Source organism: Mucilaginibacter sp. PAMB04168, from assembly GCF_039634365.2.
Lineage (GTDB): Bacteria > Bacteroidota > Bacteroidia > Sphingobacteriales > Sphingobacteriaceae > Mucilaginibacter.
The window spans coordinates 2,341,532-2,358,023 of sequence record NZ_CP155079.2; the positions used below are offsets into that span (position 1 = coordinate 2,341,532).

Consider the following 16,492-nt stretch of genomic DNA (forward strand, 5'->3'; position numbering starts at 1 on the left):
GCGCACACAAATTGCTTATAAGCCTTCAGTAGCAATTTTTTAAAACAGAAATTTAATACGAAAACATATTTTTGCAATAGTTAAGATAACAAGCATGCGCTTATAACGTACATATGATTTATTATAGGGTATTAATAAATGAAGAACGTTCGGATTAAGGATATCGCCCAAAAAGCTAAGGTGTCAACTGGAACAGTAGACAGGGTATTGCATAACAGGGGGCGTGTGTCAGACGGTGTAAAGAGACACGTACTAAAAGTAATTGAAGATATGGAGTACGAACCTAATATCCTGGCTCGTACTCTGGTGTCAACTAAGGTGTATAATTTGGCTGTTCTGTTGGCAGACAGCCAGGTGGATTCATATTGGGAGGATCCTCAAAAAGGTATTGAACAGGCTCAAAAAGAATTGAAGCAGTACAGAGTTAAGGTGAACTTATTTGTTTTTGATCCTTACAGCGTTGCTTCCTATATCAATCAGGCTGCTGCTCTCACAGCATCAAAACCCGACGGCATTTTTTTGTCACCCATATTTTATCGTGAAACTTTACCGTTTTTTAAGCAATGGGATGAAGATTCTATTCCCTTTGTGTTGTTTAATACTAATATTGAAGAGTGCAATGCGCTAAGCTATATTGGTCAGGATTCTTATCAGAGTGGTATGTTAGCCGGTAAGCTTGTTGAGTATGGTCAGCCCGATCCTTGTAGCGTTTTAATTGCTCACATAGACGAAGATATCAGTAACTCAGCTCATCTCACTCAAAAAGAACAAGGTTTTCGTGACTATTTTGCTGAAAATTTTTTAGCTGATAAATACACACTAATGCGAACTGAACTTAATCGAGCCGATTTTTCTTCCTTCACCAATCAACTCGATACTTTGATACAAAACACCCCCGACTTAAAGAGTATCATCGTAACAACTTCGAAAGCTTATGAAATAGCAGCTTATCTTGAACAACGGCGTTTAAAAAGTATAAAAATTATAGGATTTGATCTACTTCCCAAGAACATTAACTTCTTAAACCGAGGTTATATTAGCTTTCTTATCAACCAAAATCCAAAAGGGCAGGGGTACTGGGGGATCCATTATCTTGCACGCCATCTTTTGTTCAAGAAAGAAAGTCCAAAGGTGAAGTATTTGCCATTAGACGTAGTAACTAAAGAAAACTTTAGATATTACGCTGGTGATGAAGAATCCGCGCTTTTATAAGTCTAAATAAGCCGTTTAATACGCTGGCTAATCTTCTTGTGGTAACTACAGCTTGTATCTTAATTTGTCCCTTTAAATAAAAAGTGTGCGCACACATTTGTTGTATTGAAAGTTTTTTATATAATTGCAGTCGCTTATTGTGTTCGTACATCAGTTTGTTTTTGTATCGTTAATAAGCACTTCTTAGAATATAAACCGCGAAGCCCAACCGGCTAAAACTGTCTTTATAAATTGTGCTGATGAAAAAAAAGATTATCACGCTTGTTGTACTATGCCTGCAGCAGTTAATGGCCAATGCGCAAAATAGCAGGGTAGATAACTACCTCCCTGTTAGTGTACAAAGCCGACAAAAGATAGAGAAACTTATTAGTTTAATGACGGTTGAGGAGAAAGCACATCAATTGGCTTCCTTTTATCCCAACGCAAACCAAAGACTGAACATTCCGCATATGCAGGCAGGTGAGGCGTTGCATGGCGTTGTGGCATCGGGAACCACATCATTTCCTGAAGCTATTGCTTTGGGTGGGTCCTGGGATACAACCTTGGTTGAAAGCGTAGCAACTGCGATAGCTGCAGAGGCACGGGCATTAGGTGTACATCAATGTTATACTCCCATGTTAGGTGTGCAACGTGAAGCCCGCTGGGGACGTTTTGAAGAAGGTTATGCTGAAGACCCTTACCTCGTGAGCCGGATAGGAGTAGCCTTTATAAATGGTTTACAGGGTAGGGGATTGCAACGCTTTGATAAAAACCACGTAGTGGCTACTGCAAAACACTTTGTGGGCGATGGCGAACCCCTCTTAGGAGAGAATGGCGCCGCTGTAGAAATATCCCTGCGCAGCCTGCACGAGGTGCATTTGCCTCCGTTTAAGGCAGCAGTAGAAGAGGCTCATGTTGGCGCAATAATGCCGGCACATCACAGTTTAAACGGAGTTCCTTGCCATATTAACACCGATATGCTTATTGGCGTGTTAAAGAATGAGTTTGGCTTTGGTGGATTAATAGTTTCGGATAACAATGATATCCGTTGGGTTCAGGACAAGTTTCATGTTACAGCATCAAGAGACGAAACGATAACGAAGGCGCTTGAAGCCGGTGTAACTACCGAGCTTGCCTGGCAGCAACCCTGGGGTAATTTACGCATGTACGGCCCTGATTTAATTAACGGTGTAAAAAGCGGAAAGATACCTATGGCGCTGTTAGATAATGCTGTGCGTAAGGTGCTCGAGTTTAAGTTCTTGCTGAATCTGCAAAATGAAGAGAACCCCATGGGTAAAGATATGAGCTTTATGGAAAAAGGTACAGGAAGCAAGGATGACGGAGCCGATGTCTTTTTCTCGCAGATCAATAAATCATTATCAAGTCCGCGCAAAAATTACTTAAGCGTAATTAACAACAAAGCTCATGACACACTTGCCCTGAACGCGGCACGCAAATCTCTTATACTGCTTAAAAATTCAAATAACATCCTTCCGTTAAAATCAACTGATTTTAAAACTATAGCTGTGATTGGTCCAAATGCCGACACCGTCAGGCTGGGTACTTATTCTACAACAGAGCCGAAGTACTTTGTAACCGTACGTCAGGGGATTGAAAAGCTGGCCGGAAAAAACATAAAAGTACTTTACGATAAGGGCACCGATATTCAGAATCCGAAGCCTGGTTCAATTACTCAGGCGCTTACCATAGCAAAACAAGCCGATATAAATATTTTGGTTTTAGGCGATGATGCAAAAACGGTGATGGAAAACGTAGACCGCGATGATATTGCACTACCCGGACAACAGCAACAATTGCTGGAACAAGTGACCGCTTTGGGCAAACCGGTAGTTTTAGTGTTGTTGCATGGCAGGCCGCCCGGCATACAATGGGCTAAAGAAAATGTATCAGCTATACTCGACGGATGGTTTTTGGGGCAAAATACAGGCACGGCCATTGCCGAAGCCATCTTTGGAAAAATAAATCCGGCTGGTAAATTAACAGTAACCTACCCGCGCAATGTAGGGCAAACACCTGCATATTATAACGCCTTAACACCTGGCAGGCCACGCGAACTTTGGCAGGCTTCATCAGATCCAACTTATCCGTTTGGTTTTGGATTAAGTTACACCAAATTTAAGTACACCAACTTGCGTCTGGCCAAAACAACCATGAGCGATAATGATACCAATTACGCCGAAGTAACAGTAACAAATACAGGTAGCATGAAAGGCGATGAAATTGTGCAGATGTATATCCACGATGAAATAGCTTCATTAACCCGGCCTGTAAAGGAGCTGAAAGGCTTTCAGCGTGTGTCACTACTTCCTGGCCAATCCAAAAACATAATTATACCGATTACGAAAAAGGCGCTAGAATTTTGGAAGGATGGTAAATGGATAACGGAAGCAGGTAGCTTTGAAGTTATGGTTGGAACCAATTCCGTTGAATTAGATACGGTAAAATTAACGCTTACAAAATAACCATTTTAGTGCACCAAGTACTTAACTCATTATATGCATATTTATATAAAACGAATAACAACAGCAACAATAAGGCTATCGGTTTTTATGATGTTGCTGTTGTTGAGCACGGTTGCTTTTTCTAAAGCATTAACGGTTAATTCGCTGTTGTGCGAGTATCAGGTCAATCCTGTTGGTATTGATATTTTGAAACCACGCTTTAGTTGGAAACTAAAATCAACGCTTAGAAATGTATTGCAAACGGCTTATGAATTAAGAGTGAGTACAAACGCCGGAGACATACAAACCGGCAAACAATTGCTTTACACTTCAGGCAAGGTAAATTCTGAGCAATCGGTGTTTGTAAGTTACAAAGGGCCGCAGTTATTATCGCGCATGCGTTATTACTGGCAGGTGAGGGTTTGGGACAACCAAGGCAATGCATCGCCCTGGAGCGAAGTAAACTTTTGGGAAATGGGTTTGCTGAACCCCCGTGAATGGACTGCGCAATGGATTAAGACCAATAACCTGGCCGACACCACCGATGGTGCTAGTCCAATGTTTCGTAAGGCGTTTGATTTAAGTAAACCTGTAAAAACAGCGCGGCTATATATTACATCGCATGGTATATATGAGGCCTTTATTAACGGTCAGCGTGTAGGCAATGAGTACTTTACGCCCGGCTGGACAAGCTACAACAAGCGGCTGCAATATCAGGTTTATGACGTAGCGTCACTATTGAAAAGTGGTGGGAACGCCGCCGGAGCTGTATTGGGAGATGGCTGGTTTCGGGGCCATTTGGACAAATGGAAAAATTTGTACGGCAAAGACCTTTCGCTCCTGATGCAATTAGAAATAACTTTTACCGATGGTTCAAAAACGACAATAGGGACAAACAATGATTGGAAAACATCCGATGGTGCCATCAGGAGCTCATCTTTTTACAACGGCGAAATTTATGATGGCCGTTTAGTAAAATCTGGATGGAATACAAGCGCCTATAACGACGAAGGCTGGCAGGAGGCTACTGTTATAGATAGCAGTAAAAGTAATTTAATAGCCCCGGTGATACCGGGCGTTAAAAAACGCGAAATATTCCGTCCGCTAAAAACATTTGTTACACCCAAGGGCGATACAGTTATAGATTTTGGCCAAAATTTGGTAGGGTGGGTAGTACTAAAAATTAAAGGCAAGAAGGGTGATGTAATTACACTTAACCATGCCGAGGTGCTCGATAAAGAAAACAACTTTTACACACTAAACCTGCGTCATGCCAAGTGTGTTGTAAAATACATTTTAAAAGGCGATGCCGAAGAAGTGTATGAGCCGCACTTTACCTACCAGGGTTTTAGGTATGTAAAAGTTAGCGGTTACAAAGGGCGTTTAGATTCCAGCATGAATATACATGCAGTTGCCCTGTATTCTGATATGAATACCACGGGGAACTTAACAACATCTAATCCGTTGCTCAACCAATTGCAGCATAATATCGAATGGGGACAAAAGGGCAATTTTGTTGATGTTCCTACCGATTGCCCTCAACGTGATGAGCGCTTGGGATGGACAGGCGATGCGCAGGCTTTCGGCAGCACTGCCGCCTTTAATATGAACGTTTCTGGGTTCTTTTCTAAATGGCTTAAAGATCTGTCAGCAGATCAGCGTGCCGACGGTGCAGTGCCATGGGTTATTCCAAACATGATGCCTAAAACGTCGGCCGGTGTAGCTGGTTGGAGTGATGTGGCCACCATTTTACCATGGACTATGTACACCACGTATGGTGATACCCGGATGCTTGAGGAGCAATACCCAAGTATGAAAGCCTGGGTAAATTATATGCGGGACCAAAGCAAAGATAATTTATGGAATACAGGTTTCCATTTTGGCGACTGGTGCTTTTACACGCCCAGCCCAACAGATGATAGCGGCAAAGGCGCCGTAACCGATAAATACCTTATTGCGCAAACCTTTTATGCACACTCTACACAGCTATTAATAAATGCAGCTGCTGTGTTAGGTAAAGAAGATGATGTTAAAAGTTATACCGAGCTACTCAATCAAATTAAACTGGCTTTTCAAAAAGAATATGTTACGGCCAGCGGCAGGGTTTTATCAAGCACGCAAACAGCATATTTGCTTACGCTTGCGTTTGATATGTTGCCCGAGCCTCAACGTGTACCATTAGCTAAACGATTAGTTCAGAACATAAAAGATTACGGCAACCACTTAACAACTGGTTTTTTAGGTACACCTTACATTTGTCCTGTTTTAACGCGTTTTGGTTATGATGATATTGCATACACTTTGTTGTTGCAAGATACCTACCCGTCATGGTTATACCCTGTAAAAAAGGGTGCTACTACCATTTGGGAGCGTTGGGATGGTATCAAGGCTAATGGCGACCTGCAAGATCCAAGTATGAATTCTTTCAATCATTACTCGTACGGGGCTATAGGCAATTGGATGTACCACACTATGGCTGGCCTAAATACCGATGAAAGCATGGTAGGATACAAAAAGATACTTATTGCCCCTCACCCCGGCGGCAAAATAAGTATGGTGGATGCAGCGCTTGAAACAAGTTATGGTTATGCGAACTCAAAATGGGAGGTAAGCAGCGGCATTTTTAAAATGGATATTACTGTTCCCCCCAATACTACCGCTAAAGTGGTACTACCAGGAGCAGCCCGAAAAGGTATAACCGAAAGTGGCAAGTCAATCAATACTGTAAAGGCTATTTCGGGGTTGCAACAAGACAATACGGACGTTCAATTCCAGGTAGGATCTGGCACTTACCATTTCCAATACCCGTATTCCAATTAACATTTAATCTATGCTCATGTTAAAGAAATTTACCTTAATTATCTCCGTTATGCTGGCGTGTGGATGGTCTGCTAATGCGCAAAGCTTTAATATTACGGACTATGGTGCGGTAGCTGGCGGACAAACCCTTAACACCCAGTTTATTCAAAAAGCTGTGGACGCCGCCGCAGCCAAAGGCGGCGGTAAAGTTATTGTACCACAAGGAATTTTTTTAACCGGCACTATTCATCTAAAGAGTAATGTTGAGTTTTTTTTAGATAAAGGTGCGATTTTAACAGGCAGCACCAACCTGTCTGATTATGAACGGACCGACCGTTGGTATGCTATTTTAATAGCTGATAAGCAAAGCAATATCAAAATTACTGGTTACGGCACTATTGACGGACAAGGAAAAGCACTTGCTAAAAATGTAATAAAACTGGTTAAAAACGGGGCTATTATAGATGAGTTTAAATTAAACAGGCCGGATGAGCATTTAAGGCCACAACTTATAGAGATTCAAAACTCTGCACATGTTCAGATTAAGCATGTTACTTTAAAAGATGCCGCATGCTGGGTGCAAACTTACAACAAGTGCACAGACCTGCTGATAGACAGCATCAATGTGCAGAGCACCGCTTTTTGGAACAACGATGGTATTGATGTAGTTGATTGTAAAGATGTTAAGATTAAAAACTGCAACATTAACGCAGCCGATGATGGTATCTGCCTAAAGTCGAGCGATCGGGCATCGGCTTGTCAAAATATTGAAATTTCCAATTGCAGGGTGCGTTCAAGCGCCAGCGCCATTAAATTCGGAACAGCTTCTCTTGGCGGTTTTAAGCAGATTAACGTTCATGATATAGAAATATATGACACGTACCGTGTTGCCATAGCGCTGGAGATTGTTGATGGCGGCACCATGGAAGACGTTATTGTTTCAAACATTAATGCACGCAATACCGGTGGTGCCATTTTTATCCGTTTAGGCCAACGTAAGGGAGACATACCCGGTATTTTAAGACGTGTTAATATTAGCAACGTAACCGTAGATATACCCAAAGGTAAACCCGATGCAGGTTACGATATAGCCGGCCCGCCAGAAGAGGACATTTATCCGCATAACCTTTTGCCTACAGAAATAGTTGGGCTTCCTGGCCATCCGGTACGAGACGTTAAATTAGAGAACATCAATATAACCTACGGTGGCGGTGCTGATAAAAAACATGCCTTCGTATCGCTCGACTCGTTGGCATCTATTCCTGAGAGAGCATCAGAATATCCCGAGTTCAGTATGTTTGGCGAGTTGCCGGCATGGGGAATATATGCTCGCCATGCCGAAAATATACAGCTTAAAAATGTAACCATTAGGTATAAGGAAACCGATTTTAGAGCTGCCATAGTTATGGACGATGTAAAAAAGCTAATCGTCGATGGCCTTAACATACCAACTGCGAGTACAGATGCGGTAATAGTGTTAAGAAAAGTAAGCAACGAGGTGATAAAGAAATTAAAAACACCTGTTGCGGCAAAAAAGGCAGTAGTGCGAAAGTTGTAAATTGTTACTATGAAAAAGCTATGTTTTCTGTTCTTAACGTTGTTTCAATTTTCTCAGCTCAATGCGCATGATACACCTCCAAATGACAGAGCATATTGGCTAAGCCAGCTGGATAAAGTGGCGCGGCCGGTATTCTCAAATTTGGCCGACGATAAATTGAAGGCTAATATGCCGGTTTTAATGGCAGAGCATCCCGATGATAAGGATATTCGCTCAAAGGTTGCTTATTTGGAAGCATTTGGCCGTACGCTAAGTGGTATTGCGCCCTGGCTTAACCTCGAAGGTGGTTCATCTGCAGAACAAAAGCTCAGAAACCAGTATCGCGAATGGGCAGTTAAGGCGGTTGGCAATGCTGTTAACCCTAAGGCAAAAGATTATATGCAGTGGCAAGGTGCACAACCGCTGGTTGATGGCGCTTTCTTCGCTCTTGGACTTATAAGGTGTCCTTGGTTGTGGCAACATCTATCTGCAGAGGTGCAGCAACAAACAATAACTGCCCTAAAAATTACTCGTACCTATACGCCCAATTATAACAACTGGCTACTTTTTTCGGGCGTAATTGAGGCGTTCTTTTGTAAGTATGGCGTAGATTATGATGCAATGCGCATAGATTACGGGATACGGCAGTTTATGGGACAATGGTATGTTGGCGATGGTGTATTTTCTGATGGAGATGATTTTCGTCTGGATTATTACAACAGCTATGTTATACAACCTTTCTTGACAGCAATGTTGGAGATCATTAATACAAAAACTCAATTGTATGCCGACCATTCTGCACGGTTAAGTAAGATAACTAAGCGATACGCCGAAATACAAGAGGTAATGATAAATACCGACGGTTCATACCCAACTACCGGCCGGTCAATTGTATACCGTGGAGCAGCTTTTCAGCACCTAGCAAATATGGCTTTAAAAAAGCAGCTACCCGAAAAACTAGCTCCCTCACAAGTAAGGGCAGCACTTACCGCTGTTATAACTAAAACACTATCTGCACCCCAAACTTTTATGCCAACGGGTTGGCTAAATATGGGTGTATATGGAAAGCAGATAGGGTTGGCCGATTTTTATATCACAACGGGGAGCCTTTATTTATGTGCCAACATCTTTTTGCCTTTGGGGTTGCCGTCTACTGATGAGTTTTGGAGCGCTCCAGCAAGACCTTGGTCGGCCGTTAAAGTATGGACCGGACAAGAAGCCATAGTAGACCACGCCCTAGATATGAAATAGTGTTGAATTGGCTTGAGTGGTAGTTTTGATTTAAAACCGTTTATTTCAGGCCTGCCAATTACCCCAGCGACATTCTTTGCAGTTAGGTTACTTAATTGGCGTCCAAAAGAAATGAGCCGTCAAGTGACGTGTATTTTTATCTTTTGTTATTCATTAGTCGTCCATAGAGCAATACGTGCCAGACTTAGCTCATCACTTTTATTATTAATTGTGAAAAATAGTTAAATTACTTATAGGCACTTTTTTCAAAATTATTGTCTATGCCATTAAAGCCCCATCTTTAATGGACGATAATCGATTTTCAGAACTAATACTTCATAAGCTCAATGCCAGTTTAACAGAAGCTGAGGAAAGCGAATTGCAGTCTTTACTTGCTTCAGATGAAAGCTATGCAAGCCGGTATCGTATGCTCATGGAGTATTGGGAAACTAAAGAAACCGATAACTCCAACAGCCAGCGTCTATTCGAGCAGTTATCTGGCAAAATACGCCAGCAGGATGTTCAGGAGCAGGATGCAAAATCATCAATATTTTCCAGGAACAGATGGCTTTTGGTTGCAGCAGCCTTGCTGGTCTTTTTTGTTTCAGTGATTGTTATCAGTAAGTCGGGTAGGGAAGCAACCGAATCTGAACTTACGGTTAATAACACAGCAATTAATGGCCAAATCTCTGCAGGAATAAAAAAAGTGACCCTGGCAGATGGCTCTGTTATCAAATTAAATAGAAATTCGAGTCTGGCGGCTATCCGTATGTCTGGTAATAGTCGTGAAGTCACCCTAAGTGGCGAAGGTTATTTTGATATTAAAAGAGATGCTAAGCGCCCTTTTACCATACATACTTCTAAGATGGATATCCGGGTTTTGGGCACCTCGTTCAATGTTTGTGCTTATCCTAAAGAGAAACAGCAGCAGGCAGTTTTGATACATGGGTCAATCAAAGTTACGCTTCATAACAAAGCCCGGTCTGTTTATTACCTTAAGCCAAATGATAAGCTTACCATCAACACTAGCAAAAACTTTGAAAGCTCTTTAAGAGAGCCTAATGAAAAGGTAATCTTATCAAGACTGAAACATTATGAAGCCGACGAAGCCCCGGCGGTAGTTGAAACCGCCTGGATGAGCAATCACCTTGTTTTTAGAGACGAAACTTTTGAGGTTTTGGCAAACCGGCTGGAGATACGTTATGGAACACAAATAGTGTTCGAGTCTGAAAAAGCAAAAGCCCTGCGGTTTAATGGCACATTTAAAACTGAAAGCCTGCAGGATGTACTTTACGTTTTGAGCCGTACGGGTAGTCCGTTCACTTTTAAAATCAGGAACGGAAAAGTGTATATCGATTAAGTAACCAAACCAAATATAAACTAAACCAAAAGCTATGCGAAAAAATTACGCTACAAGTTAAAAATGGCACTACCAGGAGGTAGTACCATCAGCTAAAATTAAGACTAACAACACACCGGCCTTTTCCCAGAAGGACGGTATTAATTAACCTTAAATCGTAAAAATATGATTTTTTTTAAACACCCCAAGGGTGTGAGTGAAAACTATTGGCTAATAAAATCGCTGATAACCATGAAATTAACTTTCGTTCTTGCCATTTGCCTAAGTTTTCAAGCTTTAGCTAATGTATATTCTCAAACCAAAATTACTTTACAGCTCAATAATGTTAGTTTAACAAAAGCGCTTGAATTGATTGAAGCAAAAAGTGATTATTATTTTGTTTACAGCGAGCAGGCTAATCTGAACAAGCTAACGGTGAACATCAGTAGTGTAAATGAGCCAGTGCCCAGCGTGCTGAACAGAATGCTCTTAAACTCGGGTTTCACTTTCGAGCCAACAACTAATAATCTCATCATTATTAAACCATCAGGCAATCAACAGCAAGTATTAGGGGTAATATATGATGAAAATAAAGTTCCTATACCGGGCGTGAGCGTGAAGGTTAAAGGCGCGTCGAGAACTTCAATTACAAATGCACAGGGCGCGTTTACTATCGAAGCCAATACCGGCGATGTACTGGTTGTTAGCTACATTGGTTATAAAACTGTTGAGGTGCCGGTAACGGGAAACAATATAACTGTTAACCTGGAATTGGCAGACCAGAATTTGAACGAAGTGGTGGTTGTTGGTTACGGCACTCAGTTAAAAAAAGAGGTAACTAACGCAGTATCACAGGTGAGGGGATCTGAGATTAGAAAGAGTTCTGCCCCGGCTATTTCAAATGCACTGGCTGGCCGTGTACCGGGTTTAATTGTAAACCAGCGTAACGGCGAGCCGGGCCGCGACGAAGCCACCTTGTTGGTTAGAGGTTTAGGAACTACCGGTAATAATTCGCCGCTTATTGTGATAGATGGTGTAGCCAACCGCGACGGTATTTCACGTATTGACCCTAACGATGTAGAAACCATCAGTGTGTTAAAGGATGCTTCGGCAAGTATTTATGGAGCACAAGCCGCAAACGGCGTTATATTGGTAACCACCCGCAGAGGCAAAACTGGCAAGTCGCAGTTTAATTACAGCTTTAATCAAGGTTTTGTTAGCCCTACGCGCCTTGTTAAAATGGCTGATGCTTCATTATATGCACGTACCATCAATGATATAGACCTACAGGCCGGCAGGACGCCAACATTCAATGGTACGCAACTTTCAAATTTTGCAAACGGTACCTCACCAAGCACCGACTGGCAGGCCGAGGTTTTAAAGGACTATTCTGTTCAAAACAGGCATAGCCTTACCATGAGCGGCGGTAGCGAAAAGGTTAAATATTTCTTATCAGCCGGCACCTCGTATCAAAACGGTTTGCAGCAGCGCGATGAAACCACCAAGTTCAAGCAGTATAATTTCCGTACCAATATAGATGCTCAGGCGTCTAAACGTTTAACTATAGGCTTTGATGTCGCAGGCAGGCGCGAAAACCAAAACTTCTTACAACAAGAACAGCAGGTTTTATATCAGAGCGCATTACTGGGCGACCCTACCACGCCTGCCACAATAAATGGTTTACCAACGGCAGGTCGGCAAAACAATAACCCTTTAGCTATTGCAGAAGGTCCGGGTTTTGACAAAACCGAGTTGAATTTAATTAACAGCACATTCCGTTTTAAATATGATGTACCCAAGTTAACCGGATTATTTATAGACGGTTTCGCAGCTTACGATTTTACGCAAACCTTGCGTAAGGTGTGGGCACAGCCATGGACTTATTACAGCCAAAATAACACAGGTGCTGTAGCTCCAACAGTGTTTGGTCCTAATTCATTACAACAAACCTACAACCGCGTCCAATCGCTTACCCTCAATGCTAAAATTAACTATGCCAAAACCTTCGGCAAACATAATCTGTCGGCATTTTTAGCTTACGAGCAAAATGAAATACGCACAGACAATTTTGCAGCTTCAAGGGCAAATTTCGCTTCTCCGTTAATTGATCAGCTTTTTGCGGGTAACGCAGGTACGCAGCAAAATACTGGTTCAGCTATCGAAAGTGCAAGGCAGAACTATTTTGGCCGGGTAAGTTACGACTATGAGAAAAAATACCTGTTTCAAGCCATATTAAGATACGATGGTTCACAAATATTTCCTGAAGGCAACAGATTTGGCTTGTTTCCGGGTTTATCAGCCGGTTGGGTAATTTCCGAAGAAGCTTTCATGAAAGATATTTCATGGCTGTCTAACTTAAAACTGCGTGCGTCGTGGAGCAAATTAGGTAATGACAGGGTTGACCCTTTCCAATTTCTTAACCAGTTCACCTATGGCAGCGGTTACGTATTTGGCGGTAATACCGATGTTCTAGTATTAAATCCGGGCGTTGCAGCTAATCCGTTCATCACTTGGGAAAAGCAAATTACACAGGACATTGGTTTAGAGGCCGGATTTTTCCGTAACAAATTAACGTTTGAGTTTGATGCGTTTTTTAACAAACGTGACGATATTTTAGGTCCACGCAACATTACAGTTCCTCAATACACTGGTCTTTTACTGCCAAGTGAAAACATACAGCGTGTAAGCAACAAAGGGTTTGACGGAACGATTAATTATAATGGCCAAATAGGTAAGGCAAGATACACCGTAGGTGGAAACTTTACTTACAATAAAAGCAACCTCAAATTTGCTGATGAGGGAAATATATACCAGTATGATTATCAAAAGGCAGAGGGTAACCCTTTGGGATCGCCGCTTATTTACAACGTTATAGGTATATATCAAACCGCTGCCGACATAGCCGCCCATCCCGCACAAAATACGCCGCGATTGGGTGATTACATTTACGAGGATGTGAATAAAGATGGGATAGTAACACCCGATGATCGTGTGCGTTTGCCCTATTCAAACATTCCGCAAATACAATTCGGCCTGAATTTAAGCGTAAGCTACCAGGGATTTGACCTTTCGGCCTTAATTCAGGGACAAGCAAAAGCTAGGCAGTATATGGACTATACCGTTAACCTTGGTACCAACGGCCCTGATTACTTCCTGGCCAACGCCTGGAGGCCTGACGCAACTGCAAATCCGCTAGCGCGGGTGGGCCGTAGCATCGCCCTTAACAGTAGTTTTTATCAGGACGTAGCCTTTGCTCGTCTAAAAAATATTGAGTTGGGTTATACTATTCCTCAAGCCGTATTAAACAAGGTAGGTGTGCAAGCTTTACGTGTTTATGTTAACGGGTACAATTTGTTTACTGTTGACGGTTTGAAGAGCAAGGGATTAACAGATCCGGAAAACGTAAACGAAAAAGGATGGAGATACCCGCTTACCAAGAGTATCAATTTTGGCGTTAACTTAACATTCTAATTGAAAGACCATGAAAATTAAATATATACTTTGTGTTCTGTTTTTCAGTGCTTTAACAGCAGGCTCATGTAAACAGGATATCCTTGACTTAAAACCGCTTAACGGTTTCAGCGAAACCGACGTATTTGCAGATGCTGCATTGCTCACACAATATGTTAACGGCGTTTACCGGGGTATGGGCCACCCGTTTGGAGGCGAGGGTGATAAATTTATAGAAGGTATGACCGACGATGGGTACAACCAGCATGGCGGCACTACCAACCCATATCGCCTTTATACGGCAGGGGAGATAGGAAGCGACCAGGGGGAATCTTTAAACGATAATTTATGGTCAAACAGCTATAACCAGATCAGGAGAGTAAATTTGTTTTTTGAAAAAACTACAAATTCTACTATACCCGCCGCGCAGTTGCAGGCACTTGGTGGAGAGATGCGTTTCTTACGCGCATTTTTTTATGCCCGTTTAATGATCTGGTACGGCGGCGTACCTTTAATCACCGAAACTTACAACCTTGGGCAGGAAAGTTATGATGTGTCGCGTAACACACCTGATGAAATTGCTGCATTTGTAGTGCGCGAGTGCGATTTGGCTGCGGCAGTGTTGCCATCTTTTACTGCAACAGATTATGGCAAAGCGAGCCGTGAAGCTGCACTTGCGCTAAAAGCCCGCACATTGCTTTATGCTGCAAGCCCGTTGTTTAACCCTAATAACGAGCAGGCACGGTGGATAGCCGCCCGCGATGCCAATAAAGTGGTTATGGATCTAACCTCCATAAATAATATAACTAATGCCGATGATTATGGTAACGTTTTTAACGGTAAAAGCCGTAACGACGTTATCCTTTCGCGCAGCTTTACTCAAAATAATGCGCACGGCGGCGGCGAATGGGGGATAAACATGTGGTTTTACCCGGGATCGATGAACGGCTGGGGAACACTTGTGCCGACTCAGGATCTGGTAAACGCTTATGAAATGACCAACGGAAAATTGCCGTCTGATCCAACCTCAGGCTTCAACATCAGTAACCCGTATACTAACCGCGACCCACGGTTTGCTAAAACCATTTTATACCAGGGTGCCACTATTTTTGACCCTGAGCAAAAATTAAATCGCGAATTGCAGTATTTTTATGATAAAAACGATCCTACTAATACTGCTAAAAACGGTATAGACGGAAAAGGCGGGCCAAACCAACCTTGGAATAATTCACCTACGGCTTACAACTTTCGTAAGTTTTTGGATGAGGGCAAAAGGGCTCAGCAAAAAGGCGCTGATGAAAACTTGAGTCCATGGATCTATTTCCGCAAGTCTGAGTTTTACCTTAACTATGCCGAAGCCCAGATTGCATTAAACAATGAAGGCGAGGCGCGTAGCGCACTAAATACGATAAGGAGCCGTTACGGAATGCCGGCTATTACCGAGGGCGGTGCAGCACTGGTGCAACGCTACCGCAATGAAAGACGTGTAGAATTGGTGATTGAACAACACCGCTTTCATGATATGCGCCGTTGGAAACTGGGTGCTGCAGTTTTTGCTAAGCCAGCGTTGGGTGCGCTTATTTTGAAAAATGGCAATACGTTTGAATACAATTTAACTAACGTGGTCGACAACACGCGTAAGTTTGTTGAAAAGATGAACCTGGTGCCAATCCCATTCTCTGAAATTCAACGCAGTCATGGTAAATTAGTTCAAAATCCTGGATATTAAAATATCCGGTGTAGCAACCATTTTAAAAGTTGGGAGCTAAGTATCCCGACTTTTAAAATGGTAAGTTAATTACTGAATGTGGTAAAGTTGCTAGCTGATGCCGCCTTATTTAGCCGCGGCCCTTTCCATATAAATTTTCAGTCGTTTGTTGAGTTTTGAAATTGCTGAGAATAAATGGTTTTGGACGGTTTTAGGGGAAATTTCTAACAGTTGAGCTACTTCTTTATATTTTAGGCCATCATCCTTTATTAACTTAAAAACCATGCGTGATTGTGGCGGTAAACTCTCTATTGTATCATCAAGCTTTTTAAAGAGTTCTTTTTTCTCCATGATGAGCTGGGGGTCTGCAGTGTCAATCAGTTCATATTTGCCGGATTGATCGAGTTCTACATAGCGCACCAGCGAGAACTTTTTAAGATAGTTTAAAGATTGATTTTTAACAGCCGTATATAAGTAAGTTTTTGGATTAATTACATGGGTAAGTTCAGTCCTTTTGTTCCAGTACTTGAGAAAAACATCGATTACGATTTCTTCAGCCACCTGACGGGTGTGTACATACTGGATACTGAATTTAATTAAAGGTGCATTTAGTAAGTGAAATATGATTTCGTATGACGCAGCATCACTATGATGGCACACATTGAGCCAAAGCGTCTGTAGGCTATCATCGTTACTGGCCTTAGTCATACTTTTTTGCTGCTAAATACATCAATCCGAAAGTAACGAAATAATTAATAATCTTTTCAAGTAATAAT

General features: G+C 42.1%; 8 protein-coding genes and 2 pseudogenes. 8 read left to right on the plus strand and 2 right to left on the minus strand.

What is annotated here, in order from left to right:
* Positions 1-138: 138 nt before the first annotated feature.
* Positions 139-1,056: pseudogene (locus tag ABDD94_RS10120) on the plus strand (LacI family DNA-binding transcriptional regulator); the annotation flags it as partial.
* 32 nt (positions 1,057-1,088) lie between these two features.
* On the opposite strand, the pseudogene ABDD94_RS10125 reads toward ABDD94_RS10120, so the two are convergent.
* A pseudogene (locus tag ABDD94_RS10125) lies at positions 1,089-1,136 on the minus strand (hypothetical protein); the annotation flags it as partial.
* Positions 1,137-1,451: 315 nt separating this feature from the next.
* Between ABDD94_RS10125 and ABDD94_RS10130 the strand changes: the two are divergent.
* From ABDD94_RS10130 to ABDD94_RS10160, 7 genes are all read left to right on the plus strand, one after another.
* Positions 1,452-3,674, plus strand: coding sequence for a glycoside hydrolase family 3 N-terminal domain-containing protein (locus ABDD94_RS10130; RefSeq protein WP_345955759.1), 2,223 nt, complete (start codon positions 1,452-1,454; stop codon positions 3,672-3,674).
* Positions 3,675-3,761: 87 nt separating this feature from the next.
* On the plus strand, positions 3,762-6,473 hold the full coding sequence (locus tag ABDD94_RS10135; protein WP_345955760.1) for a glycoside hydrolase family 78 protein: 2,712 nt from the start codon (positions 3,762-3,764) through the stop codon (positions 6,471-6,473).
* Between the two features lie 16 nt (positions 6,474-6,489).
* Positions 6,490-8,010: a glycosyl hydrolase family 28 protein gene (locus ABDD94_RS10140; protein ID WP_345955761.1), complete on the plus strand. Its 1,521-nt coding sequence runs from the start codon at positions 6,490-6,492 to the stop codon at positions 8,008-8,010.
* Between the two features lie 9 nt (positions 8,011-8,019).
* Positions 8,020-9,240: a DUF2264 domain-containing protein gene (locus ABDD94_RS10145; protein WP_345955762.1), complete on the plus strand. Its 1,221-nt coding sequence runs from the start codon at positions 8,020-8,022 to the stop codon at positions 9,238-9,240.
* A 283-nt stretch (positions 9,241-9,523) separates the two neighbouring features.
* Entirely contained in the window at positions 9,524-10,579 is a 1,056-nt protein-coding gene (locus ABDD94_RS10150; protein WP_345955763.1) for a FecR family protein, read from the plus strand.
* A 231-nt stretch (positions 10,580-10,810) separates the two neighbouring features.
* The gene (locus tag ABDD94_RS10155) at positions 10,811-14,029 is read left to right on the plus strand and encodes a SusC/RagA family TonB-linked outer membrane protein (protein ID WP_345955764.1); all 3,219 of its coding nucleotides are present in this window, start codon (positions 10,811-10,813) and stop codon (positions 14,027-14,029) included.
* 10 nt (positions 14,030-14,039) lie between these two features.
* Complete coding sequence (locus tag ABDD94_RS10160; protein ID WP_345955765.1) at positions 14,040-15,737, plus strand: RagB/SusD family nutrient uptake outer membrane protein; 1,698 nt, start codon at positions 14,040-14,042, stop codon at positions 15,735-15,737.
* 105 nt (positions 15,738-15,842) lie between these two features.
* Here the strand turns inward: ABDD94_RS10160 and ABDD94_RS10165 are convergent, their stop codons facing one another.
* Complete coding sequence (locus tag ABDD94_RS10165; protein ID WP_345955766.1) at positions 15,843-16,424, minus strand: RNA polymerase sigma-70 factor; 582 nt, start codon at positions 16,422-16,424, stop codon at positions 15,843-15,845.
* Positions 16,425-16,492: the final 68 nt, after the last annotated feature.